This is a genomic window from Sinomonas cyclohexanicum (genome assembly GCF_020886775.1).
Taxonomy (GTDB): Bacteria; Actinomycetota; Actinomycetes; order Actinomycetales; family Micrococcaceae; genus Sinomonas; species Sinomonas cyclohexanicum.
In genome coordinates this window covers 1,697,754-1,721,792 of sequence record NZ_AP024525.1, presented here as the reverse complement: position 1 = coordinate 1,721,792, position 24,039 = coordinate 1,697,754, and the positions used below count along the sequence as shown (strand labels likewise).

Here is a 24,039-nt window from a genome sequence, read left to right as displayed (position 1 = left end):
TGCTCACTCCCCCGCGACGCGGTTGTCTCGGGTCGTGGCGACCCTGGAGGACATGCCCCAGAGGTCGATGAAGCCCTTTGCGCTCGACTGGTCGAACGTGTCGCCCGTGTCGTAGGTCGCGAGGTTGAAGTCGTACAGCGAGGAGTCGGAGCGGCGGCCGTTGACCACGGCGGTGCCGCCGTGCATGACCATCCGGATGTCGCCGGAGACGTACTTCTGCGAGTCGTCGATGAACGTGTCGAGGGCGCGCTTGAGTGGGGAGAACCACTGGCCGTCGTAGACGAGCTCGCTCCAGCGGCGATCCACGGTGGCCTTGAAGCGGGCGTGCTCGCGCTCGATCGTGATGTCCTCGAGGTGCTTGTGCGCGGTGATGAGGGCCATCGCGCCCGGGGCCTCATAGATCTCGCGGCTCTTGATGCCCACGAGACGGTCCTCGACCACGTCTATGCGGCCCACGCCCTGGGCGCCGGCGCGGCGGTTGAGCTCCTGGATGATCTGCAGCGCGCTCATCTCGACGCCGTCCAGCGCCGTCGGCACACCCTGCTTGAAGGAGATGGTGACCTCGTCCGGCGCGGGCGGGAACTCCGGGGTCGCCGTGTAGTCGTAGATGTCCTTCGTCGGGGCGTTCCAGATGTCCTCGAGGTAGCCCGTCTCGACGGCGCGGCCCCACACGTTCTGGTCGATCGAGTAGGGGTTCTTCTTCGTGGTGACGATCGGGAGGTGCTTCTCCTCCGCGTAGGCGATGGCCTTGTCGCGGGTGAGCGCGAGGTCGCGGACCGGGGCGATGCACTTCAGGTCCGGGCCGAGCGTCTGGATGCCGACCTCGAAGCGGACCTGGTCGTTGCCCTTGCCCGTGCAGCCGTGTGCCACGGTGGTCGCGCCGAACTCGCGGGCGGCCTTGACGAGGTGCTTGACGATGACCGGGCGGGAGATCGCGGAGACGAGCGGATAGTGCCCCTGGTAGAGGCCGTTGGCCTTGAGGGTGGGCATGCAGTACTCGTCGGCGAACTCGTCGCGGGCATCGGCGACATAGGCCTCGACGGCGCCGCAGCCGAGCGCGCGCTGGCGGACGGTCTCCATGTTCTCGCCGCCCTGGCCGACGTCGACCGCGACGGCGACGACCTCGGCGCCCGTCGCGTCGGCGATCCAGCCGATGGCGACGGAGGTGTCCAGACCGCCCGAGTAGGCGAGGACGATGCGATCCTTCATGGTGTTCTCCTTAGGCACAGAATCCACAGCAGAGCAGAGTCCACAGCGGCGCCGCGGACGAATTGTTATGCATCAGTCTACATAGATATGCAGTCGCCGCAATCCGGTCGCGTCGCTCTCAGGCATTCTCCGCCGCACGATTGGCCGCCGCCAGCCTCTGTTCCTTGTCCGCCGGGCCAGCCTATGCGAGCGTGGCCGTGTGCCCATTGCCATCCGCGCCGAGCGCCCCGAGGACTACCCTGCGGTCCGCGCCGTGACCGCGGCGGCGTTCCGCCGGGCCGCCCATGCCGCTGCCCCGGTCGACGGGTCAGGCGATCCCGGCGAGGCCGTCCTCGTCGGATGGCTCCGGGAGGATGCCGGGTACCTCCCGGAGCTCGCGCTCGTCGCCGAGGAGGGCGGCGCCATCGTGGGCCACGCGATCACGACGCGCGGCTGGATCGACGCTCCCGGCGCCGCGCCGATTCCCGCGCTCGGCCTCGGGCCCATCTCGGTGCGCCCCGACCGCCAGCGGGCGGGGATCGGCTCGGCGCTGCTCGCGGAGACCGTCCGGGTGGCCGAGGCCCGCGGGGAGCGGCTCATCGCCCTGCTCGGCGACCCCTCCTACTACGGGCGGCACGGCTGGGAGCCCGCGGCGCGGCGCGGGATCGCCGCCCCCGAGCCCGCGTGGGGCGACTACTTCCAAGTGCGCCTCCTCTCCGGGCACGACGGCGCGCGGGGCACCTTCCGCTACGCCGCACCGTTCTCACGGCTCGCGTGAGCCGGGAGTTCCCCGGACGATGGGGTCACCCTCGCGTGAGCACCGTGTCCGTCCCGAGGCGCGTGAGCTTCTCCGGATTGCGCACGTAGTAGAGGCCGGTGACGTGCCCCGCCTCGAGCCGGACTGCGAGCACACCGTCGAGCTCGCCATCGATGCGGAACTCGAGGGCCGGGGTGCCGTTGACCGACGTCGGCCCGCTCGTGATCGTGCCTGGGGTCTTGGCCACGATCCCCGCGAAGAACCTCAGGGCCTTCTCCGCTCCGACGATCGGGCGGAGCGCTGCCTGCTTGCGGCCGCCGCCGTCGCTCACGAGGACAACGTCCGGGGCGAGCACGTCGAGGAGGCCCTGGAGGTCCCCGGTGTCGACGGCGCGCCGGAACGATTCGAGCGTCGCGGCGACCTGGCGCGGCGGCACCGTCTCGCGCGGCCTGCGCGCCTCGACGTGCTGGCGCGCGCGGTGTGCGATCTGCCGCACCGCCGCCGGGCTCCTGTCTACCGCCTCCGCAATCTCGTCGTAGCCGACGTCGAACACCTCGCGCAGCACGAACACGGCCCGCTCGGTCGGAGAGAGGGTCTCGAGGACGAGCATGAGGGCCATGGAGAGGCTCTCGGCGAGCTCGACGTCGTCGGCCACGTCCGGGGACGTAAGCAGGGGCTCCGGGAGCCACGGCCCCACGTACGACTCCTTGCGCCGGGCCATAGTGCGCAGGCGGTTGAGCGCCTGGCGGGTGACGATCCTGACCAGGTAGGCGCGCTCGTCGCGCACGCGGTCGCGGTCGACCTCGGCCCAGCGCAGCCACGACTCCTGGAGGACGTCCTCGGCGTCGGCGGCGGAACCGAGCATCTCGTACGCCACCGTGAACAGCAGGTTGCGGTGGGCGACGAACGCCTCGGTTGCCGTCGACGCGGTGTGGTCGCTCATGAAGCACTCCCCTCTCGGGCCAACGCTACGCGGGTCTCGAGCAGGTCCCGCCGCCGGCCGTCCTTGAGGAACGCCCAGTTGACCAGGCCCGGCCGCCTTCCCTCGAAGACCAGGCCCCGGTAGGTCGACCAGCAGACGGCCTCCTTGATCGCGGCCGCGGTGCGGCCGCCCAGGAAGCCCTTCTTCGCGTGGTCGTCGCTCGTGGAGGCCTGGACGAGCCCGTCGCGCCGTCCGACGCTGAGGCATTGGCCCACGAAGCCCGGAGAGACCGCCCGGGGTGAACGCCCCTCGATACGGGCGAGCACCGCATCCGCTGCGAGCGAGCCGAGCGGGATCGCGGCCTGGCAGCTCATCCGGTAGGGGATGCCCGAGGGGGCGGCCGAGTCGCCGGCGGCGACGATCCGCGGGTCGTCCACGCTCGTCAGGGTCTCGTCGGTGAGGAGGCGTCCGGCAGGGTCGGTGGACAGGCCGCTGCGTGCGGCGAGGTCCGGGACCCCGAACCCCGCGGTCCACAGCGTCACGCTGCCGCGCACCTCCCCGCCGTCCTCGAGACGCACGACGGCGGCGCTCACCTCGGCTGCCCGGGTGCCCGGACCGTCGAGCACCCGCACGCCGAGTCCCCCGAGGCGTGCGGCGAGCGCGCGGCGGGCCCGTGGATGCAGGTAGGGGCCGAGCTCGCCGCCACAGAGGAGTGTGACGTGGCAGCCCTGCTCAGCGAGTTCGGCTGCGGTCTCGATGCCCGTGGGTCCCGCGCCGACCACCGTGAGAGCAGCGGGTGCGCCCGACGCATGGCCCGCGGCCTCGACCGCCGAGCGCGCCCGCCGCGCGCCCTCGAGCGTCGAGAGCGGGTAGGCGAACTCGGCCGCGCCGGGCACTGTGGGTTCCGCGCCGGCGCTGCCGACGGCATAGACGAGGTAGTCGTACTCGACCGTCCCCCGGATTCGAGCTCGACGGCGCGGCGCGCGGCGTCGATCCGCACCGCCGCGCCGATGACGAGCCGGGCGCGAGGCGAGAGGACGTCACCGAAGTCGTGGACGGCGTCGTGCGTCCCGCCCACGAGCTGGTGCAGGCGGATCCGCTCGACAAAGTCCGGGCGGGGATTGATGAGGGCGACGTCCACATCGTCGCGCCGGGTGAGGCGGTTGGCCGCCATCGTGCCGGCGTACCCCCCTCCGAGCACGACCACCCGGATCTTGACGGTGCTGGTCTCGGTGCTGGTCGCGGCGGTGCTGGTGTTCTCAGTCACGGTGCCTCCTGAAAGTCTGGGTCCCGCGTTTCGGGATTCCGGCCACTAGACACCGGGCGCCGCGCACTTGTGACACAGCAGGTCGATGATTCAGGCGCCTCTATGTCCCTGGCGCCGCATCCACTGTGATGCGCATGACGCAGTTCATGGCGCCCTTGGGGCGCACGTAGTCAAAGCCCACGGACTCGAAGAGCTTCCTCGTGCCGTCGTACAGGACGGCCTTGTGGGCGCCGTTGTTGTCGTGGGGGTACCCCTCGACGATGCCGCCGCCCGCCTCCGCGATGAGTCCGAGCGCGCCCCGCACCGCGACAGCGGACAGGCCGCGGTGGCGATGGTTCCGGTCGACGAAGATGCACGTGAGCCGATAGTCGGGCAGGATATCGAGCTCGGCCTCGTACTGCTTGCGGTGGTAGATGTTGGGGAGTTCCTCGGGGGTGCCGTACTCGCACCAGGCGACGGCCTCGCCGTCGTGCATGACGAGCGCCGCGTGGGCGCGCCCCGCCTCGACGAGGCGCTGCTTCAGCGTGCGGTTGTCCTCGACGGCCTGTCGCTTCTCGGAATGGAACGTCTGGAACCACATGCACCAGCACCCTCCGAAGACGCCGTTGTTCCGCTCGGCGAGTCCGGCGAACGCGTCCCATGTCGCGACGGTGAGGGGCACCACGCTGAAGTCCTGCGCGGCCGCCGCGGGCGCCGCTCCGGCCCTGTCCACCTCTTCAGGCTAGGACCGCGCGGCGGACGGTGTAAACGACGGTGCAGACATCACCCGAATCGGTGAGAATGCAGTCATGTCGGATCTGAACGAGCCGAAGACTGCCCTCAAGCGCTACCTCCAGGCCCAGCGGGAGGCGCTCCTGTGGAAGCTCGAGGGCCTCGGCGAGCGCGAGCTGAGGCTACCGCGGACGCAGACCGGCACGAACCTCCTCGGCATCATCAAGCACGTGGCGAACGTCGAGGTCGGGTACTTCGGCGGGACGTTCGGGCGGGTGTGGCCCACGCCGGAGGAGCTCGTCTCGGACGCGGACTTCGATGCGGACCCGCAGGCCGACTGGTACGCGACCGAGGACGAAACCGTCGCAGGGATCGTCGACTTCTATCGGCGCGTCTGGGCGTTCGCCGACGCGACAATCGACGAGCTGCCGCTCGACGCCCCCGGGCGGGTGGCGTGGTGGCCCGACGATCGCAGCCAGGTGACGCTTGAGCGGATCCTCGTGCACGTCATCGCCGAACTGGCCCGGCACGCCGGCCACGCGGACATCCTGCGCGAACTGGCCGACGGCGCCGCTGGCCTGCGCGCCGACGGCAGCAACCTGCCCGATCAGGACTGGGCGGCCTACGTCGCGAAGCTCACCGCGCTCGCGGAGCGGTTCAGTACTCGCCCTTGATCACGAAGAAGCTGCCGCGGATCGTCCCGGCCAGCTTCGACTTCTGGCGCGCGAACTTGAAGCTCGCGGCCAATTCCTCGGGGACCTCCATGCCGTCGGAGAGCTTGAAGCCGACGGCACGCTTGCCGCCGTCCTCGATCGTGTACATGACGTTGATCGAGAGGCCCGACTCGTAGAACACGTACGCCATCCTGATGCCGTCCACCTCGAAGGCCGAGACCTCGAGCGGCGTCGATGAGATGGCGAGGTTGCGCTCCTCGGAGAGGATCTTGTTGATGTAGGCGAGCGTCTCCGGGTCCTCGGCTGCGGACGTGACGGTGAAGTCGTGGTCGTACTTGTTCTTGAAGTAGCGGGCCTCGTTGGCGCGCAGCCCCGCGAGTGCCTCGGCGACGGGAGACGACTCGAGCCCCACGGTAGAGACGTTCTTGAAGTCAACGGTGTACGGCATATCGGCCTCCTGGTTCGCGGTTCCCTGCCGCCTTCACACTACGTCCAGCGCCTCGGCCCGGCTTCTCGATTCCTGATCGTTGCCTGAGGGGTCCACATTCCCGGCGGAGCCGGTAGCGTCTGTGCGAGGAGGACTCCCGATGCGCGCAGTGACCTATTCCATGAGCATCTCGCTCGACGGCTACATCGCCGGCCCGGACGGCTCGTTCAACTGGACCGCGCCGGACGACGACGTGTTCCGCTTCTGGATCGACGAGATCCGGAACGTCGACGTCCACCTGCTGGGACGGCGGCTGTACGAGACGATGCTGTACTGGGAGACCGCCGTTCAGGATCCCGCGCTCAGCGATGCGGACCGCGAGTGGATAGAGCTGTGGAATCCGCTGCCCAAGGTGGTGTTCTCGCGCACACTGTCTGAGCTTCAGGGCAACGCCCGACTCGCCACCGGGAGTGTGGCCGAGGAGATCGCGCGTCTGCGGGCCGAGCCGGGCGACGGCGAGATCGCGATCGGCGGCGCAGACCTCGCGGCGCAGGCCGCCGACGCGGGGCTCATCGACGAGTACCGGACCATGGTGTACCCGGTGCTCGTGGGCGGCGGCGCTCCGTACTTCCCCCGGCACCAGCAGCGGGTCGACCTCGAACTCGTCGGAACCCGAGTCTTCGGCTCGGGCATCGTCTACCTCCGCCACCGCGTGCGTCGCTGACGTACTCGGGTGTATGTCCCACAGGCGCACGCCAGCAAAGCCCAGCTCGGCGACCAGCGCTCCATTGCTGGGAGCGCCGCGATGCGCATTCCCGTGAAGCGTCAGCCCTTCACCACCCACTGCGGGTCGGCGTGTGGCCCTCGCGGGCGTCGTCGGGCATGGCCATCTCGGCGCGCAGTCCGAGAAGGCGGATCGGACGGCCCGGCTCGATGGCGGCGGCTAGGTCCAGCGCGCGGGCGAGGATCCCGTCTCGGTCGGAGGTCTCGGGGACCTTGCGCGCATACGTCTTGGTGACGAACGGCGCGTAGCGGACCTTGAGCGTCAGCCCCACCACGGGACGTGCCTCGGCAGCCACATCCTCGAGGACGCGCGCAGCCAGTTCCCTCACGGCATCGTCGATCTGGGCAGGCTCGGTGAGGTCTCGCTGGAAGGTGGTCTCGCGGCTGTGCCCGCGGGCCACCCACGGGGTGTCGTCGACCACGCTGGCGCCGTCCCCGCGCCCGAGCTGTGCGTACCAGGGACCCATCCTCGGGCCGAACTCCTCGACGAGGTCCTGTGGATCGGTCGCTGCGAGCTCGGCGACGGTGGTGATGCCGACCTTGGCGAGGCGGCCCGCGATCTTCGTGCCGACGCCCCACAGTTCCTTGGTAGGCCGACCGCCCATGACGTCGAGCCAGTTCGCGGCCGTGAGGCGGAAGATCCCGGCCGGTTTGCCGAAGCCAGTGGCGACCTTGGCCCGGACCAGCGTGTCGCCGATGCCCACGCTGCAATGCAGCCGCGTCCTCTCAAGGACGGCGGCCTGGATCTGCCGGGCATAGGCTTCCGGATCCTCGGTCGCTACGCCGACGAAGGCCTCGTCCCAGCCCAGCACCTGCACGGTGGCACCGGGCTGTGCACGCAGAGTGGCCATGACTGTTTCCGACGCTTCGAGGTAGGCGTCCTTGTCGACAGCCAGGAAGATGGCATCCGGCACTTTCCGGGCCGCGATGCGCAATGGCATCCCTGAGCCCACTCCGAACGCACGGGCCTCGTACGACGCGGTCGACACGACGGCTCTCTCTGTCGGGTCGCCGCGACCGCCGACGATAACGGGCCTGCCCGCGAGCTCCGGCCGGCGGAGCACCTCGACCGCCGCGATGAACTGGTCGAGGTCCACGTGCAGCACCCACTGGGTTCCGGTCACGGGACAAGTCTGCCGCATGGGTCCGCCCACGCTCAGATGAATGGGCCAGTCCGCCTCGGCCTCTGCCTGCGCGGTGCGCTCCTACGCCCCCTGCGAGGCCAGCTCGAGGAACCGGCCCGCGACGGACTCTCCACCGGCCGGGTCACGCGTCACGATCATGACCGTGTCATCGCCCGCGATCGTGCCGAGGATGGAGGGGATCACCGAGTGGTCGATTGCGAGCGCCAGGAAGTTCGCGGCGCCCGGCGGGGTGCGCAGGACCACGATGTTGGCGCTCGCTTCCGCCGTGACGAGGAGCTCGGCACAGAGCTTCGCGAGCCGGGCGTCCAGCACCTCGGGCGCCTGGCCGATCCGGGGGCTGCGGTCCCCGCCCTCGCCGCGCACCGCGTAGACGAGCCCGCCGTCGGCACCGCGCACCCGCACGGCGCCGATCTCCACGAGATCGCGCGAGAGGGTCGCCTGGGTGACCTGCACGCCGTCGTCCGCGAGAAGCGCCGCGAGCTCCGCCTGCGAGCGCACCGACGCTCCCGCCAGGAGCGCGCGGATGCGCGCCTGGCGGGCCGCCTTGGTCTGCGGTGCGGAGCCTGGGATCGCGGTCATGGCCATCGACTCAGACCGCCGGCAGGCCCTCGACGACGGCCTGGCCCGAGTAGTGCAGCACCCACGCGAGCAGGGCCTTCTGGGCGTGCAGCCGGTTCTCGGCCTCGTCCCACACCACCGACTGGGGCCCGTCGATCACCTCGGCGGCGACCTCGTACCCGCGGTAGGCCGGGAGGCAGTGGAGGAACACGGCGTCGGGCGCGGCCTTGGCCATCGCCGCCGCGTCGACCGAGTAGGCGCGGAACAGCGTCATCCGCTCGGCCTTCTCGGCCTCCTGGCCCATCGAGACCCACGTGTCCGTCGTGACGACGTCCGCACCCTCGAGGGCCGCGACCGGATCGACCGTGACGAGCACCGAGCCGCCGGTCGTCGCCGCGACGTCCTCCGCCTCGGCCACGATCTCCGGCGCGGGCAGGTAGCCTTCCGGCCCGGCGATACGCACGTTCATGCCGGCCGTGACGCCGGCGAGCAGGTACGAGTTGGCCATGTTGTTCGCCGCGTCGCCCAGGTACGCCATGTTCAGCCCGGCGAGCGTGCCCTTGTGCTCCTTGACGGTGAGAAGGTCGGCGAGGAGCTGGCACGGGTGGTAGTCGTCGCACAGGGCGTTGACCACGGGCACGCGGGAGTTCGCGGCCATGTCCACGAGTCCCTGGTGCGCACCGGTGCGCCACACGATCGCCGCGACCATGCGCTCGAGCACCTTCGCGGTGTCCTCCACCGACTCCTTGTGCCCGATCTGGCTCTCGCCCGGGTTGATGATGAGCGGCGTGCCGCCCATGTCCGAGACGCCCGTGGAGAACGAGACGCGCGTGCGGGTCGAGGTTTTGTCGAAGATCACGGCCACGGTCTTGCGGCCCGCACCCTCGGCCGCGAGCGGCTGGACCGAGTACGGCGCGGCCTTCATCCGCACGGCCAGGTCGAGGACCTCGGCCTGCTCGGAGGGGCTGAGATCGGTGTCCTTGAGGAAGTGCCGTGTGCTGGTCACTTCGCCTCCTTCAGGGTCTCTGCGAGATGTTCGGTGGCTGACGCCACCAGCTGTGGCAGCGCTGCGACGAACGCGTCGGCCTGCTCGGCCGTGAGGATGAGCGGCGGGGCCAGACGGATGGTGCGCGGACCCGGCGCGTTGACGATGAAGCCCGCCTCGAGCGCCTGATTCACGACGGCGGCCGCCAGGTTCGCGCCGTCCGGCACCTGCTCCTGGTCCCCCGCGGGGCCCGCCAGATCGAACCCGATCAGGAGCCCGCGTCCCCGGACCTCGGCGACCTCGGGCAGCGCCGAGAGGGCCGACCGGAGGTGCTCCCCCACCGTGCGGACGTTGGCGAGGACGCCCTGGGTCTCGATCGCGTGGACCGTGGCGAGGGCCGCAGCGGTCGCAACGGGGTTGCCGCCGAACGTGGTGCCGTGCTGGCCCGCGGAGAGCCGCTCGCTGTTCTCGGCACCGAAGGTGATGAGCGCCCCGATCGGGAAGCCGCCGCCGAGGCCCTTGGCGAGCGTGACGGCGTCGGGCACGATCCCGGACCCCTCGATCGCGAGCCAGGTCCCCGTGCGGCCCATCCCGGTCTGGACCTCGTCGACGATCAGGAGGGCCCCGGCGTCGTGCGTGATCTTCCGCGCCGCGGCGAGGTATCCGTGCGGAAGCGGGACGACGCCGGCCTCGCCCTGGATCGGCTCGAGGAACACGGCCTGGGTGGTCTCGTCCACTGCGGCTGCGAGTGCGTCGACGTCGCCGAACGGCACGTGCACGACGCCGCCGGGCAGCGGCTCGAACGGCTCGCGGTAGGCCTTCTTGGCCGTGAGCGCGAGGGCGCCCATGGTGCGGCCGTGAAATGCGCCCTCGAGGGCGACGACCTTGGTGCGCTTCCCGTTGGCCGCGTTGGTGGCGTTCCGCCTCGCCAGCTTGAACGCGGCCTCGTTCGCCTCGGTCCCGGAGTTCGCGAAGAACACCTTGGACCCCGCGGGCGCGCCCGTGATCTGCAGGAGCTTCTCGGCGAGCGCGACCTGGGTGGGACTCGTGAAGAAATTCGAGACGTGGCCGAGCGTTGAGAGCTGGGACGAGATGACGCTCGTGACGAACGGGTGCGCGTGGCCGAGCGCGTTCACGGCGATGCCGCCGAGGAGGTCGAGGTACTGCTTGCCGTCGGCGTCCCACACGTAGCAGCCCTGCCCGCGCACGAGCACGCGCTGAGGAGTCCCGAACACGCCCATGAGGGAATCCGCGTAGCGTGAGAGCCACGCCGCACCGGAGGGCGAACCGTCCACCAGCTCGCCGAGGGGGCGGGTCTCCGGGGATCGCTCGGCATGGTGGGGCGGGATGCCCGCCCCCCCGGAGAGCGAAGGCGAGGTGCTCATGCGGCTGTTCCTTCCCCGTCGGGCACCACCTGGGTGCCGACGCCTGCGTTCGTGAAGATCTCGAGGAGCATCGTGTGGGGGCTGCGCCCGTCCACGATCGCGGCGCGGTCAACGCCCTCCGTGACTGCCTTGAGGCATGCGGCCATCTTGGGGATCATGCCGGAGGCCAGACTGGGCAGCATCTCACGCAGCTCCGAGGCGGAGATCTGCGAGACGAGCGAGTCCCTGTCCGGCCAGTTGCGGTAGAGCCCCTCGACGTCGGTGAGGATCACGAGGCGGGAGGCCTGGAGGGCAACCGCGACCGCGGCGGCGGCAGTGTCCGCGTTGACGTTGAGGACCTGGCCGGTCGGCTGGTAGGTGACGCTCCCCTGAGAGGAGGGCGCGCCGTCGTGCGCCGGAGAAGCCTCCACCTCGGGGGCTACCCCGGAGATCACCGGGATCCTCCCGGCCTCGAGGATGTCCAGGACCGCGCCGGGCTCGACGCCGACCACCTCGCCCACGAGGCCCAGGTCGACTTCTTCGCCGTCCACCACGGCGCCGGTCCGCACCGCCTGGAGGAGCCCGGCGTCCTCGCCCGAGAGGCCCACGGCGTACGGGCCGTGGGAGTTGATGAGTCCCACGAGCTCTCGGCCCACTTGGCCGGTGAGGACCATGCGGACCACATCCATCGCCTCGGGCGTGGTCACGCGCAGGCCGCCCTTGAACTCGCTCTCGATGCCCACGCGGTTCAGCATCGCGCTGATCTGCGGGCCGCCGCCGTGCACCACCACGGGGCGGATGCCCACGTGGTGGAGGAAGACGATGTCCTCGGCGAACGCGCGGCGGAGTTCGTCGTTGACCATCGCGTTGCCGCCGTACTTGACCACCATCGTGGTGCCGGCGAACTTCTGAATCCACGGAAGGGCCTCGATGAGGGTCTCGGCCTTGTCCATGGCGAGGCGGATGTTGGAACTTGGCTCAGTCATGTGCGTCTCTCAGCTCGAGTAGGCCGAGTTCTCGTGCACGTAGTCGTGGGTGAGGTCGTTGGTCAGGATCGTCGCCTCGGCGCTGCCCGTCGCGAGGTCGATCTCGACCAGCACCTCGCGCTTCTCGAGGTCCACGAGCGAGCGGTCCTTGCCGATGCCGCCCTTCTGGCAGATCTCGATGCCGTTGATCGAGACGTTGATCTCGTCCGGCTCGAATGCCGCGTCCGTCGTACCGACTGCCGAGAGCACGCGGCCCCAGTTGGGGTCCTTGCCGAAGATCGCGGTCTTGAAGAGGTTCGACCGGGCGACAGCCCGCGAGACAGCCTCAGCGTCGCGCTCGCTCGCGGCGTTGAACGTGCGGATGGCGATGTCGTGCGAGGCCCCCTCGGCGTCGCCGATGAGCTTGCGGGCCAGCTCGGCGCATACCTGGGTGAGGCCCGCAGTGAACTCGCTGACGGAGGGGACGGCCTCCGAGGCGCCCGAGGCCATGAGCACCACCGAGTCGTTCGTGGACATGCAGCCGTCCGAGTCTGCGCGGTCGAACGTCACGCGGGCCGCGTCGCGGAGTGCGGCGTCGAGGACCTCGGCGTGGACCTCGGCGTCGGTCGTGAGGACCACGAGCATCGTCGCGAGGCCCGGCGCGAGCATCCCGGCGCCCTTCGCGATCCCGCCGATCGTGTACTCGACGCCCCCCGCGTCGGTGCCCGTGAACACGGCCTCCTTCGGCACGGTGTCCGTGGTCATGATCGCGACGGCGGCCTCGTGCCCGCCGTCGGCCGCGAGTGCGCCAGCGAGGGCGTCCACGCCCTGGAGGATCTTGTCCATGGGCAGCTGCTCGCCGATGAGCCCGGTCGAGCAGACCACGACGTCCCCGGCAGAGATCCCGAGGACGTCCGCGGTCTTCTCGGCGGTCCGGTGGGTGTTCTGGAACCCCTGCGTCCCAGTGCACGCGTTCGCCCCGCCCGAGTTGAGCACGACGGCGTCGACCCGGCCGTCCGTGACGACCTGCTTGGACCAGCGCACGGGCGCGGCCATGACGCGGTTGGAGGTGAAGACGGCGGCGGCGTGCTTGTCCGGGCCATCGTTGACCACGAGGGCCATATCGGGCTTGCCGGAGGCCTTGAGCCCGGCGGTGGTGCCGGCGGCCCGGAAGCCCTTGGGTGCGGTGACGGTCACGGTGCGACTCCCAGTTGGTTCAGGCCGGCGCCCTCGTCGAGGCCCAGCGCGATATTCATGGACTGCACCGCGCCGCCAGCGGTGCCCTTGGTCAGGTTGTCGATCGCTGAGCTCACGATCACCCGACCGGCGTGCTCGTCGAAGGCGAGCTGGATGACGGCATTGTTGGACCCGGCGACCATCTGGGTGGCGGGCCACTGGCCCTGCGGGAGGAGGTGGACGAACTTCTCGTCGCCGTAGGCCGCCTCCCACGCGGCGCGGAGGCTGGCCGCGCCCACGTCCGCCTTGACACGGGCCGTTGCGGTGGTCAGGATGCCACGGCTCATCGGGGCGAGCGTGGGGGTGAAGGAGACGGTCACCGGCTCGCCGGCGGCGTTGGAGAGCCCCTGCTCCATCTCGGGCGTGTGGCGGTGGCCCCCGCCCACACCGTACGGGCTCATCGAGCCCATGACCTCGGACCCGAGGAGATTCGGCTTGACGGACTTGCCCGCGCCGGAGGTGCCGGACGCGGAGACGATGACGACGTCGTCGGGCTCGAGGAGGCCCGCGGCGAAGCCCGGGGTGAGGGCCAGGAGCACGGACGTCGGGTAGCAGCCGGGGACGGCGATGCGGCGCGCGCCGCGGAGCTTCTCGCGCTGCTTGGCGTTTGCCCCGCCCGAGGGGCCCACGAGGAGCTCCGGAAGGCCGTACGGCCACGTGCCGGCGTGCTCGGAGCGGTAGAAGCGGAACCAGGCCTCGGGGTCCTCCAGGCGGTGGTCGGCGCCGGCGTCGATCACGAGCGTGTCCTCGGGCAGCGCGGCGGCCACCTCGGCGGATGCGCCGTGCGGGAGGGCGAGGAACACGACGTCGTGCCCCGCGAGGTTCTCGGGGGTCGTCTCGACGATCTCGCGGTCCGCGAGCGGCAGCAGGTGCGGCTGGAGCTCGCCCAGTCGGCTGCCGGCACTCGAGTGGGCCGTGATCGCGCCGATCTCGACCTCGGGGTGGTTGGCCAGCAGCCGGAGGACCTCTCCCCCGGCGTAGCCGCTGGCTCCGGACACAGCTGCAGTAATGGTCACCCGCCCACTCTAGGCAAGTTTATGCATGGTAGTCAATATTTATGCATGCATGGCTTCTCTAGGATGGGTCCGGACGCGAAACGAGAAGCTAGGGAGAGAGTTCCATGACCCACGCCATTGTCGCCACCGCACCCGGAGGACCGGAAGTCCTCACCCCGGCCGATGTCGAGATGCCCGTCCCGGGCCCCGGCCAGCTCCTCGTCCGCGTCGCCGCGACGGGCGTGAACTTCATCGAGACGTACCAGCGCCAGGGCCTGTACAAGGTCCCGTTCCCCTTCACCCCCGGCGCGGAGGCTGCCGGCGTCGTGACCGCCGTCGGCGAGGGCGTCGCCGACTTCGCCAAGGGCGACCGCGTCGCGACCGCCGAGGGCCACAGGACCTACGCCGAGTACACGGTCATCGACGCGGACAGGGCGCTGCCCATCCCCGGGGGCGTGGACCTCCTCACGGCCGCCGCGCTGCCGCTGCAGGGAATGACGGCCCACTACCTCATCAACTCGACCTTCCGCGTCGAGCCGGGCCAGACCGTGCTCCTCCATGCGGGCGCGGGGGGTGTGGGCCTCCTCGCCACCCAGATGCTCAAGGCCAAGGGGGCCAGGGTCATCACCACCGTCTCCACCGATGCCAAGGCGGAGCTCGCCGCGGGCGCCGGCGCCGACCACGTGATCCGGTACCACGACTTCCCCGCCCAGGTGCGCGAGCTCACCGGCGGCGCGGGCGTGGACGTGGTGTACGACGGCGTGGGGCGGGACACGTTCGACGGCTCCCTCGAGTGCCTGCGCACCCGCGGGATGCTCGTGCTGTTCGGAGCCGCGTCGGGCCCGGTGCCCCCGTTCGACCTGCAGCGCCTCAACGCCGGCGGCTCGCTGTTCGTCACCCGGCCCACGCTTGCCCACCACCTCCTCAACGCCGCAGAGCGCCGCTGGCGCTCCTCCGAGGTGTTCGGCGCCGTCGCCGCCGGGACACTCAGTGTCCGGATTGGGGCCCAGTTCCCGCTGTGGGAGGCTGCCGCCGCCCACAGCGCGCTCGAGGGACGGGGCACCACGGGCAAGGTCCTGCTCGTCCCCTGACCGCCAGCCGTGACGGGGCCCAAATCCTGCGGCCGGCCGGGGCGCAATGGAAGAATGGCTGCACGATGACACCCACCAGTGAGCCCGAAGTCCTCGACGCTACCCCGCGGCGCTATCCGCCCCAGCTCGCGGGATCCCAGCGCACCCCGGCGGCCCGCACCCTCATCGACGTCCTCACCGCGAGCGCCGATGCCTTCCCCGAGGCCCCCGCGCTCGACGACGGGACGCGGGCCCTCTCCTACAGCGAGCTGCTCGACGAGGTCAGGTCGATGGGGCGGAAGCTCCACGCGGCCGGCCTGGGCGCGGGCGACCGCATCGGGGTCCGCATCCCGTCGGGCACCGCCGAGCTGTACGTGGCGATCCTCGCGACGATGCTTGTGGGCGCCGCCTACGTCCCGGTCGACGCCGACGATCCCGATGAGCGCGCCAAGCTCGTCTTCAGCGAGGCCAAGGTGGCCGGGATCCTGCGCGGCGGCGGCTCGATGGTGGTGGACCGGAAGCGCCCCAAGCCGTTCCCGTCGCCGCGCCCGCCGGCCCCCGAGGACGACTGCTGGATCATCTTCACGTCCGGCTCCACCGGCACGCCGAAGGGCGTCGCGGTATCGCACCGCTCGGCCGCGGCCTTCGTGGACGCCGAGTCGCGGCTGTTCCTCCAGGCGGAGCCGATCGGCCCCGAGGACCGCGTCCTCGCGGGCCTGTCCGTGGCGTTCGACGCCTCGTGCGAGGAGATGTGGCTTGCGTGGAGGCATGGGGCGTGCCTGGTCCCTGCGCCGCGGGCCCTCGTACGCACGGGCATGGACCTCGGTCCATGGCTCGTGCAGCGCGGCATCACCGTCGTCTCGACCGTCCCCACGCTCGCGGCGCTGTGGCCTGCCGAGGCGCTCGAGAACGTCCGCCTTCTCATCTTCGGCGGCGAGGCGTGCCCGCCCGAGCTCGCCGCCCGGCTCGCCGTCGAGGGCCGCGAGGTCTGGAACACGTACGGGCCCACCGAGGCGACCGTCGTGGCCTGCGCGGCGCCCATGGGCGGCGACGGGCCGGTCCGGATCGGGCTGCCGCTGGACGGCTGGGACCTCGCGATCGTGGACCAGGCCGGCGTGCCTGTGGCCGAGGGCGGCACCGGTGAGCTCATCATCGGCGGAGTGGGCCTGGCCCGCTACCTCGATCCCGCGAAGGACGCCGAGAAGTACGCGCCCATGCCCACGCTCGGCTGGGAGCGCGCCTACCGCTCTGGCGACCTTGTCATGTACGAGCCCGCAGGGCTCCTCTTCATGGGGCGCGCCGACGAACAGGTCAAGCTCGGCGGCCGCCGCATCGAGCTCGGCGAGGTCGACGCCGCGCTGCAGGGGCTGCCAGGAGTCGCCGGCGCTGCAGCCGCCGTGCGCACGACGGCGGCGGGGAACCAGATCCTCGTGGGGTACCTCGCGCCGGCCGAGGGTACGACGCCGGACCTCGCCGCGGCCCGGAAGCACCTCACGCGAGAGCTGCCGGCCGCGCTCGTGCCCGTGCTCGCCGTCGTCGATACCCTGCCGACCAAGACGAGCGGCAAGGTGGACCGCAACGCGCTCCCGTGGCCGCTGCCGGGTCAGGACAACGATGAAGGGCCCGATCTCGAGCTGCCGGAGGACGCCGCGTGGATCGTCGAGCAGTGGGGCGCGGTGCTCGGCACCAGGGCCCCTGGGCTCGATGCGGACTTCTTCGGGCACGGCGGAGGGTCGCTCGCCGCCGCCCAGCTCGTCTCGGCCCTGCGCCGCCGCTACCCCACCGTCACGGTCGCGGATGTGTATGCACATCCGCGCGTCGGGGCGCTCGTCGAGGCAGTGCTGGGCACGGCGCCGGCGGCCGGGAGCCTCGCGCCGCGCGAGCGCACGGTACGGCCCACCTCCGGCAGGGCCCAGCTGCTCCAGACGCTCATGGGAGTCCCACTCTTCATCCTCGTGGGCATGCGGTGGCTCACCTACCTCGCGGCCGCCAACAACGTGCTTGCGGCAGTCGCCGGGTTCGCCGCGGCGCCGACGCTCTCGTGGTGGTGGGTCGCGGCGTCCTGGATGGTGTTCGTGAGCCCGTGGGGCCGGATGGCCATCTCGGTGGGGGCGGCGCGGCTGCTGCTGCGCGGCGTCGGCCCCGGCCGCTACCCGCGCTCGGGCCCCGTTCACTTGAGGCTGTGGCTCGCCGAGCAGATCGCGGACCTCGCCCAGGCCGTGAGCCTCGCGAGCGCGCCGTGGGTCCCGTACTACGCTCGGGCGCTCGGCGCGACGATCGGCCGCGACGCCGTGCTGCACTCCGTCCCGCCCGTCACGGGCATGCTTTCCGTTGGCCCGGGCGCCTCGGTGGAGCCCGAGGTCGACCTGTCCGGCTGGTGGATCGACGGCGACTGGGTGCACATCGGCGGCGTCCGCATCGGCGCGGGCGCAACCGTCGGTGCCCGCAGCACGCTGCTGCCCGGCGCGCGGATCGGCGCGGGGGCCGTGGTGGACCCGGGCTCCGCCGTGTCGGGCAAGGTCAAGGCGGGCCTGCGCGTGGCCGGCTCACCCGCGTCACGCGTGGGGAAGGCGAAGCATGGGTGGCCCGAGGTCCCCTCGCGGCGGTCCAGGCTGTGTGAGGGCGCATGGATCGGCGCGTTCGCCGCCGGCTCGACGCTCTTGGCCCTCATCCCGTTCGTCTCCGCCGCGGCCGCCGCGCTCGTCCTCGTCTGGGCTGCGCACGGGCGCGCGTCACTGCACGCGGCCTTCGTCCCACTGCTCGCAGCCACGCCGCTCGCGGCGGCGGTGTGGTTCGTGCTCAACCTCTTGCTCATCGCCGGCGTGGTCCGGCTGCTGGGCCTCGGCCTCACCGAGGGCTACCATCGCATCCGCTCGCGCACGGGCTACGGCTGGCAGGTGTGGGCCACGGAGCGGGTGCTCGACCTGGCCCGCGACGTGCTGTTCCCCATCTACGCGAGCCTGTTCACGCCCGTGTGGCTGCGGGTCCTGGGCGCGAAGGTCGGCAAGGACGTCGAGGCCTCCACGGTCCTCCTCCTGCCCTCCATGACCACCGTGGCCGACGGCGCTTTCCTCGCCGACGACACCATGGTCGCCAGCTACGAGCTCGGCGGCGGCTGGGTCAAGATCGCCCCGGCCAAGATCGGCAAGCGCGCGTTCCTGGGCAACTCCGGGATGACGGCGGCGGGCCGTTCCGTGCCGAAGGACGGCCTCGTCGCCGTCCTCTCCGCGACCCCGAAGAAGGCCAAGTCGGGATCGTCCTGGCTCGGCAGCCCGCCCGTGAGGCTGCGGCGCACCGCGATGGAGACGGACGCCGCACGGACGTTCCGCCCGGCGGGGCGGCTCAAGGTCGCGCGTGCCCTGTGGGAACTGTGCCGCGCGGTGCCGGTCGTGCTCACGGTGGCCATCGCCGTCGTCGTGCTCACCGCCCTCGACTGGATCGCCGCCGCGTGGGGGTACCTTGCCGCCGCGCTGCTCGGCGGCGCCGTCATGCTCGTGACCGGGGGAATCGCGGCGGCGTCCGCGACTGCAGCGAAGTGGCTCTTCGTGGGGCGCATCAAGGCCGGCGAGCACCCGCTGTGGAGTGCGTTCGTCTGGCGCAACGAGGTGCAGGACACGTTCGTGGAGATGGTCGCGGCGCCGTGGTTCGCGCGCGCCGCGTCCGGCACGCCGGCCCTCGTGTGGTGGCTGCGGTCCCTCGGCGCGAGGATCGGCTCCGGTGCGTGGTGCGAGAGCTACTGGCTGCCGGAGGCCGACCTCGTGACCCTCGGCCCCAGCTCCACCGTGAACCGCGGCTGCGTGGTCCAGACGCACCTGTTCCACGACAGGATCATGGCGATCGACGCCGTCGTGCTCGGCGAAGGCGCGACTCTCGGGCCGCACGGGGTCATCCTGCCCGGCGCCGAGATCGCCGACGGCGCGACGGTGGGGCCGGCGTCGCTCGTCATGCGGGGCGAGCACGTGCCCGCAGCGACGTACTGGCGCGGGAACCCCGTGGCGCCATGGAAGGAGCCGGAGGCGCCGAGCCGGTGAGCCCCATCAAGCACATCCTGCCCCGGAAGAAGTCCAAGAACGGTGCCCTGCCGGACCCCTACACGCCCGGGCACGGCAGCGCGGCCTACCGTGTGCGGCACTACGACCTCGAGGTGGACCTCCGGCTGGCGAGCAACCGCCTCGCCGGGCGCGCACTGATCCGGGCCACCGCGAAGGACAGGCTCGAGACGGTCACCCTGAGCCTCACGGGGCTCCGTGCCCCGAAGATCCAAGTCAATGGCGCCCGCCCCGCCAAGACGGCCCAGCGCGGCGACGAGCTGCGCATCACGCCCGCCGCCCCGATCGCCAAGGGGAGCGACTTCACCGTGGAGGTCCGGTACGAGGGCAACCCCGGCCCCGTGGACGGGCAGTGGGGAGAGGTCGGCTTCGAGGAGCTCACGGACGGCGTGCTCGTGGCGGGGCAGCCCGTCGGTGCGCCTACGTGGTTCCCGTGCAACGACCACCCGAGCCAGAAGGCCACGTTCCGTATCACCGCTACCGCGGATGCGGGGTACCGGATCATCTCGAACGGGCTGCTCGTGGGACACCGGCGCAAGTCCAGCCGCGAGACATGGGTGTACGAGGTCCACGAGCCCATGGCGCCCTACCTCGCCACGCTCCTCGTGGGCCGGTGCGAGATGCTCGAGCTCGGCCGCATCCCACGCCGCTCCTCCCCCGCCGTCGGCGTGTACGCCGCGGTGCCGTCCGCCCTGCGTCAGGAGGCGCTCACGGGCCTGCGGGACCAGCGGGCCATGGTGGAGCTCTTCTCCGAGCTCTTCGGGCCGTACCCGTTCCGGGACTACACGGTGGTGGTGACCGAGGACGAGCTCGAGATCCCTCTCGAGGCGCAGACCCTCTCGATCGTCGGGCGGAACCACATCACCAGATCGTGGGAGTCCCAGCGGCTCCTCGCGCACGAGCTCGCGCACCAGTGGTTCGGGAACTCCGTGACCGCGCGGCGGTGGGAGGACATCTGGCTGCACGAGGGCTTCGCGTGCTACGCCGAGTGGCTGTGGAGCGAGCACGCGGGACAGGGGTCGGCGACGTCGCGGGCCGCCGCGGCGTGGAAGCTCGTCGCGTCCCAGAAGGAGGACATCGTGGTGGGCGCACCCGGCCCCGACCTCATGTTCGACGACCGCGTCTACAAGCGCGGCGCCCTGGCCCTGCACGCCGTTCGCCGCGCCATGGGCGAGGACCGGTTCTTCCGCTCGCTGCGGGCCTTCGGCGAGGAGAACCGGCACGCCAACGCCTCGACGGCCGACTTCGTGGAGATCCTGGGCCGCGTCGGGGCGGGCGCGCAGGGGTTCGCCCCGGAGAAGCTCCTGCGCCCGTGGCTCTTCGAGCGGAAGCTCCCGGCGTTCCCCAGCTGACGCCGCCAGCGCGAGCCCCACCCCGGATGAGGGGTCATGTCCCTGGGATGAGGAGTCAGGTCGATCGTCTCTTCCGGCTCGACCGTAAAGAACTCGACTATCTGCTGGCAGTACTCCGGCTTGTAGTGAGTCGGCCGGCCTTGTCTTCTTGGTGACCTACTTGTCCGGGAGACTGTCTGCCACCGCTGCCACCGGCTGGTCTGACGCATTGGCTGGCATAGGAGCTACGTCAGTCAGCCAGTCAGGAAAATCCGGGAACCTGATCTTGAATTTATCGTCATTCATATGCCCCTATTTATGACACAACCGGAGGAGAATTGAGAGCGCAGTGTCGATTACATGGGCAGATGTGCCTTAGGCCTCGCACCACCAATTCACCCGATCCGCCCCTTCCGCTCCTAACCTTGAGGTGTCACTCTGGGTGTTGCTGTGTCATGGTGGCGAACTACTCGAGAAAGGTGAAGTGCCGTGAGCGAGTATTACGGTGGTCCAGGAGGCGGACCGGGCATTCGTGAACCGGAGTTCGATCCTGATGACGCAGACGACCTCCGTCGAATTAGACTCTTCATCGGTGATGTTCGTCGGTTTATGGAGGACGTATATGAAAACCCTCCTGTTGGATTGGAGGGTGAGTACTTCGACGACGAACGCGAAGGGTGGCGCAACCTACCCGACATCCACGAGATATTGGTCGGTCGCATTACGGAAGACCTCCGTATTCCGCTCAGGTCCGCCGGTCTCACTGGCGCAGCCGGCACGGCGAAGTACCGTCGTTGGAAGGAAGCAGCCAAGGCGTTCGTGAAACTGCGGAACGCTCGTAGGACGTCCCGAGCCCTTAATGTCGCCGCCTCAATCATGGCGAGCATCGCCGACATCGCCAATCTTGGAGAGGCGTGGAAAGAGGCCATGGAAGGACTGAAATACATAACCGACCTCGCACTTGAAGAGGGTGGAAGTTAGAAATCCCGCGCTTCACCAATTGAAACTAGCCTCGTAGCCTTGAAGTATTCCCGATTTCCTCACTGGATACCGCCATTTCAAGGAACGTCGCCATGTCCGCTCTGCCCGGCCACGATCCCGCTCCCCCACGCCCGTCGGCCCAAGTCATTCCGCTGCCCGGCGTCAAGCGACCGAAGCGCCACCCGATTCGCCGCATCCTGCGCGTCGTTGGCCGCGTCGTCGTGCTCCTGATCGCACTCTCTCTGCTCGCCACGGTGAGACGACGGCACCGAGCGCACTGAACCAAGCTTCGCCTTGGCGTGGACGCGCGAGCATGTCCCCGCGCAAGTGCTGTGGCCCGCCTGCTACTCCCAGGCCGCGCGCGCATTCTGGGTCGAGGCATCGCCAGTGCATCGGCGGGTCATCGAGGCGCAATGGCTCGGTAGCACTGGGTAGCGACTCGACCGACAAGTTCATCACCCAACCGAAAGTGAGCGACGGGTACCTACACCTCAGATGTCACGTCATCCGCGCCTCTTGCAGTTAGTCCAGACGCGCGCGTTAATCCTGCCATGAGCGTCATAGGACGATTTGTGGGCTTGCTCGACAACTGGTCTGAGAAGCGGAAACCAGACTGCGCCGATAGCCAGCACCTCATTGGATCGTGGGCCGCGAAGGGTCTCGTCCAGTTCATCGCCTTCGAATACGCCGTCTCACTCAGCTGGAACTGGGCTATCGACGGCAAGGACAACTACAGCTACCTCACAAACATGATCAGCGACCTCGGCGCGACGGTCTGCAAGGACGACGGCCGATGGTTGTGCTCGCAAGCATTCGTCGTGATGAACGTATCGTTCATCTACCTGGGATTGGGAATCATCGTTGCCGCTTCGCTGATTACCTCGGCCGTGCTCCGCGTCGCCGCGCACCCCGGCGAGCTGAAGGCACTGCAAGACGTCGATAAGGGGAGAAGGAGGATCAGCGACGGACGTGCACTATGGGGCCACATCATCGGCGTCCACTCAAACCGTCATTTGACGGCTCCAGACCACCTTGCCTTCATCGTGCGCGTGGCACTGTTTGCCACTGGCATCGGACTTGTCGGCATCGGCATTTTCCCGGAGAACCTACACCACCGTTTGCACCCGGCGAGCCTAGTTATCCTCGTAGTCGGGACAATCGTTGCCATGCTCTCCCTGGGCATCCTGTGGTTGAGCGAGACGAACTGGTCACTGTTCCTTATCGCGCTGGCGGTCATATCAGCCGTCTCAGCAATCATCATGACGTGGCTTGATGGCTTCGGCGTTCCAGGATTCTACGAGCGTGTAGTGGTCTACGCTTTCATCGCTGGCATGGTCACTATGGGACTCATAGTCAGTCACGGAGCGCATAAGGTACGACGTCGGAAGACCGAACGTCGTGATCGTGTCACCTTTGCAGTCAAAAGGATGCCACGTCTACGAAAATGGAACGTGCCGCAACTTGAGCGCGAGCTAGTGTCGTGTTTCTGAAGTTGGCTGATGGTTCGCCTTCTTGAGGACTTCGTCGGCGGTCTTGGTCCAGACGAAGGCGTGTTTGCGGTCGTTCCAGCCGGTGATGAATTGCCGGATCTTGGCGTTGAGGTCTTTGACGCTGGTGAAGATTCCGCGGCGGATTGCCTGGCGGTCGATGATCCCGAACCAGACCTCGACGAGGTTCAGCCACGACCCCGAGGTCGGGGTGAAGTGCACGCGGAAGCGAGGGTGCTTCTCCAGCCACGCCTTGACCTCCGGGGTCTTGTGGGTCGCGTAGTTGTCCATCACCAGGTGCAGCTCGACCTCGGGGTATGCGCGATCGAGCTGTCGGAGGAAGCTGAGGAACTCCTGCCTGCGGTGCTTCGGCTTGACCGCCCCGGTGACGTGCCCTGTCGCGATCTCGAGCGCGGCGAACAGTGTCGTCGTGCCGTGCCGCGTGTAGTCATGGGTGCGCTTCTCCGCGTCGCCTGGCCGCATCGGGAGCATCGGCGCCGTCCGGTCCAGTGCCTGGATCTGCGACTTCTCGTCCACGCACAGCACGATCGCGTTCTCCGGCGGCGCCAGGTACAGCCCGACGACATCGGTGACCTTGCCCACCAGCTCGGGGTCGGTGGAGAACTTGAACGTCTCCGACCGCCAGGGCTGCACCCCGTACTCGCGCCACGCCCTCGCGATCGTCGCATTGCCCACCTTCAGGTGCGACGCGAGCAGCCGCGAGGACCAGTGCGTCACCCCATACTTCTTCGGCGGCGGAGTCAGGGTCGTCGCCACGATCTCGGCGTGATCCAGCTCCCGCGGGCGCCCCGAACGCTCCGCGTCATCGAGGCCGGCGATCCCCGCTTCCTCGTACCGGGACCGCCACTTCAGCACCGTCACCACCGAGGCGCCGGCGAGCTCGGCGATCCGCGTGTTCGCGACGCCTTCCGACGCCAGGAGCACAATCCGCGCCCGCTTCACCAGCCCCGCCCGGACCGTGGTCGCGCGCATCCACCGCCGCAGCTCCGGCTCGTCACCCTCGAACAGACGCAATGCAGCAGCCGGAGAATTCGCCATAGCCAATTCTCCCAGCGCACCAACCATTCAGGAACTAACGACACGGAACACTAGAAAACGCCTGATTCACGATTAGCTATGAGCA

General features: G+C 69.7%; 22 protein-coding genes. 9 read left to right on the top strand and 13 right to left on the bottom strand.

Going from position 1 to position 24,039, the window contains the following annotated elements; genetic code table 11:
* Positions 1-3: 3 nt before the first annotated feature.
* Positions 4-1,209, bottom strand: a complete 1,206-nt coding sequence (locus SCMU_RS08290) for an argininosuccinate synthase (RefSeq protein WP_229232527.1) — start codon at positions 1,207-1,209, stop codon at positions 4-6.
* Between the two features lie 199 nt (positions 1,210-1,408).
* On the opposite strand from SCMU_RS08290, the gene SCMU_RS08285 reads away from it, so the two are divergent.
* Positions 1,409-1,966 carry a GNAT family N-acetyltransferase gene (locus SCMU_RS08285; RefSeq protein ID WP_229232526.1) on the top strand — a complete coding sequence of 186 codons (558 nt, stop codon included), beginning with the start codon at positions 1,409-1,411 and terminating at the stop codon, positions 1,964-1,966.
* Between the two features lie 25 nt (positions 1,967-1,991).
* Here the strand turns inward: SCMU_RS08285 and SCMU_RS08280 are convergent, their stop codons facing one another.
* The 3 genes from SCMU_RS08280 to SCMU_RS08270 form a co-directional block, all read right to left on the bottom strand.
* Positions 1,992-2,888 carry an RNA polymerase sigma-70 factor gene (locus SCMU_RS08280; RefSeq protein WP_229232525.1) on the bottom strand — a complete coding sequence of 299 codons (897 nt, stop codon included), beginning with the start codon at positions 2,886-2,888 and terminating at the stop codon, positions 1,992-1,994.
* Positions 2,885-3,763 carry an NAD(P)/FAD-dependent oxidoreductase gene (locus tag SCMU_RS08275; protein WP_443020248.1) on the bottom strand — a complete coding sequence of 293 codons (879 nt, stop codon included), beginning with the start codon at positions 3,761-3,763 and terminating at the stop codon, positions 2,885-2,887. Before SCMU_RS08275 ends, SCMU_RS08280 begins: the two co-directional genes overlap by 4 nt.
* Before the next feature lie 471 nt (positions 3,764-4,234).
* On the bottom strand, positions 4,235-4,846 hold the full coding sequence (locus SCMU_RS08270) for a hypothetical protein (protein WP_229232524.1): 612 nt from the start codon (positions 4,844-4,846) through the stop codon (positions 4,235-4,237).
* 76 nt (positions 4,847-4,922) lie between these two features.
* Here SCMU_RS08270 and SCMU_RS08265 point away from each other — a divergent pair, with 76 nt between their 5' ends.
* The gene (locus tag SCMU_RS08265; protein WP_229232523.1) at positions 4,923-5,519 is read left to right on the top strand and encodes a DinB family protein; all 597 of its coding nucleotides are present in this window, start codon (positions 4,923-4,925) and stop codon (positions 5,517-5,519) included.
* On the opposite strand, the gene SCMU_RS08260 is transcribed toward SCMU_RS08265, so the two are convergent.
* Positions 5,503-5,967: a DUF8821 family protein gene (locus tag SCMU_RS08260; protein ID WP_229232522.1), complete on the bottom strand. Its 465-nt coding sequence runs from the start codon at positions 5,965-5,967 to the stop codon at positions 5,503-5,505. The two genes, SCMU_RS08265 and SCMU_RS08260, sit on opposite strands and share 17 nt — an antisense overlap.
* Before the next feature lie 139 nt (positions 5,968-6,106).
* Between SCMU_RS08260 and SCMU_RS08255 the strand changes: the two genes are divergently transcribed.
* Positions 6,107-6,670 carry a dihydrofolate reductase family protein gene (locus SCMU_RS08255; protein ID WP_229232521.1) on the top strand — a complete coding sequence of 188 codons (564 nt, stop codon included), beginning with the start codon at positions 6,107-6,109 and terminating at the stop codon, positions 6,668-6,670.
* A gap of 109 nt (positions 6,671-6,779) precedes the next feature.
* On the opposite strand, the gene SCMU_RS08250 is transcribed toward SCMU_RS08255, so the two are convergent.
* The 7 genes from SCMU_RS08250 to argC all read right to left on the bottom strand — a co-directional run bounded on the left by SCMU_RS08250 (position 6,780) and on the right by argC (position 13,998).
* Positions 6,780-7,871 (bottom strand): DNA polymerase IV, encoded by a 1,092-nt coding sequence (locus SCMU_RS08250; RefSeq protein WP_443020247.1) that lies wholly within the window; start codon positions 7,869-7,871, stop codon positions 6,780-6,782.
* A gap of 63 nt (positions 7,872-7,934) precedes the next feature.
* A complete protein-coding gene (locus tag SCMU_RS08245) occupies positions 7,935-8,453 on the bottom strand; it encodes an arginine repressor (protein WP_229232519.1) in 519 nt (172 codons plus the stop codon).
* Between the two features lie 10 nt (positions 8,454-8,463).
* Positions 8,464-9,438, bottom strand: a complete 975-nt coding sequence (gene argF / locus SCMU_RS08240; protein WP_229232518.1) for an ornithine carbamoyltransferase — start codon at positions 9,436-9,438, stop codon at positions 8,464-8,466.
* The gene (locus SCMU_RS08235) at positions 9,435-10,802 is read right to left on the bottom strand and encodes an acetylornithine transaminase (RefSeq protein ID WP_229232517.1); all 1,368 of its coding nucleotides are present in this window, start codon (positions 10,800-10,802) and stop codon (positions 9,435-9,437) included. The genes argF and SCMU_RS08235 overlap by 4 nt, the downstream gene beginning before the upstream one ends.
* Positions 10,799-11,767, bottom strand: coding sequence for an acetylglutamate kinase (gene argB / locus SCMU_RS08230; RefSeq protein ID WP_229232516.1), 969 nt, complete (start codon positions 11,765-11,767; stop codon positions 10,799-10,801). The genes SCMU_RS08235 and argB overlap by 4 nt, the downstream gene beginning before the upstream one ends.
* Before the next feature lie 9 nt (positions 11,768-11,776).
* Positions 11,777-12,943 carry a bifunctional glutamate N-acetyltransferase/amino-acid acetyltransferase ArgJ gene (gene argJ / locus SCMU_RS08225; RefSeq protein WP_229232515.1) on the bottom strand — a complete coding sequence of 389 codons (1,167 nt, stop codon included), beginning with the start codon at positions 12,941-12,943 and terminating at the stop codon, positions 11,777-11,779.
* Positions 12,940-13,998, bottom strand: coding sequence for an N-acetyl-gamma-glutamyl-phosphate reductase (argC, locus tag SCMU_RS08220; protein WP_229232514.1), 1,059 nt, complete (start codon positions 13,996-13,998; stop codon positions 12,940-12,942). Before argC ends, argJ begins: the two co-directional genes overlap by 4 nt.
* 104 nt (positions 13,999-14,102) lie before the next feature.
* Between argC and SCMU_RS08215 the strand changes: the two genes are divergently transcribed.
* The 6 genes from SCMU_RS08215 to SCMU_RS08190 all read left to right on the top strand — a co-directional run bounded on the left by SCMU_RS08215 (position 14,103) and on the right by SCMU_RS08190 (position 22,898).
* The gene (locus tag SCMU_RS08215) at positions 14,103-15,068 is read left to right on the top strand and encodes a quinone oxidoreductase family protein (RefSeq protein ID WP_229232513.1); all 966 of its coding nucleotides are present in this window, start codon (positions 14,103-14,105) and stop codon (positions 15,066-15,068) included.
* Positions 15,069-15,133: 65 nt separating this feature from the next.
* Positions 15,134-19,078 carry a Pls/PosA family non-ribosomal peptide synthetase gene (locus SCMU_RS08210; protein ID WP_229232512.1) on the top strand — a complete coding sequence of 1,315 codons (3,945 nt, stop codon included), beginning with the start codon at positions 15,134-15,136 and terminating at the stop codon, positions 19,076-19,078.
* Positions 19,048-20,448: a M1 family metallopeptidase gene (locus SCMU_RS08205; protein ID WP_229232511.1), complete on the top strand. Its 1,401-nt coding sequence runs from the start codon at positions 19,048-19,050 to the stop codon at positions 20,446-20,448. Before SCMU_RS08210 ends, SCMU_RS08205 begins: the two co-directional genes overlap by 31 nt.
* A gap of 468 nt (positions 20,449-20,916) precedes the next feature.
* Positions 20,917-21,408 (top strand): hypothetical protein, encoded by a 492-nt coding sequence (locus tag SCMU_RS08200; RefSeq protein WP_229232510.1) that lies wholly within the window; start codon positions 20,917-20,919, stop codon positions 21,406-21,408.
* A 92-nt stretch (positions 21,409-21,500) separates the two neighbouring features.
* On the top strand, positions 21,501-21,689 hold the full coding sequence (locus SCMU_RS08195; protein WP_229232509.1) for a hypothetical protein: 189 nt from the start codon (positions 21,501-21,503) through the stop codon (positions 21,687-21,689).
* Positions 21,690-21,959: 270 nt separating this feature from the next.
* Positions 21,960-22,898, top strand: a complete 939-nt coding sequence (locus SCMU_RS08190; protein WP_229232508.1) for a DUF998 domain-containing protein — start codon at positions 21,960-21,962, stop codon at positions 22,896-22,898.
* On the opposite strand, the gene SCMU_RS08185 is transcribed toward SCMU_RS08190, so the two are convergent.
* Positions 22,881-23,954 (bottom strand): IS630 family transposase, encoded by a 1,074-nt coding sequence (locus SCMU_RS08185; protein WP_371829592.1) that lies wholly within the window; start codon positions 23,952-23,954, stop codon positions 22,881-22,883. The two genes, SCMU_RS08190 and SCMU_RS08185, sit on opposite strands and share 18 nt — an antisense overlap.
* Positions 23,955-24,039: the final 85 nt, after the last annotated feature.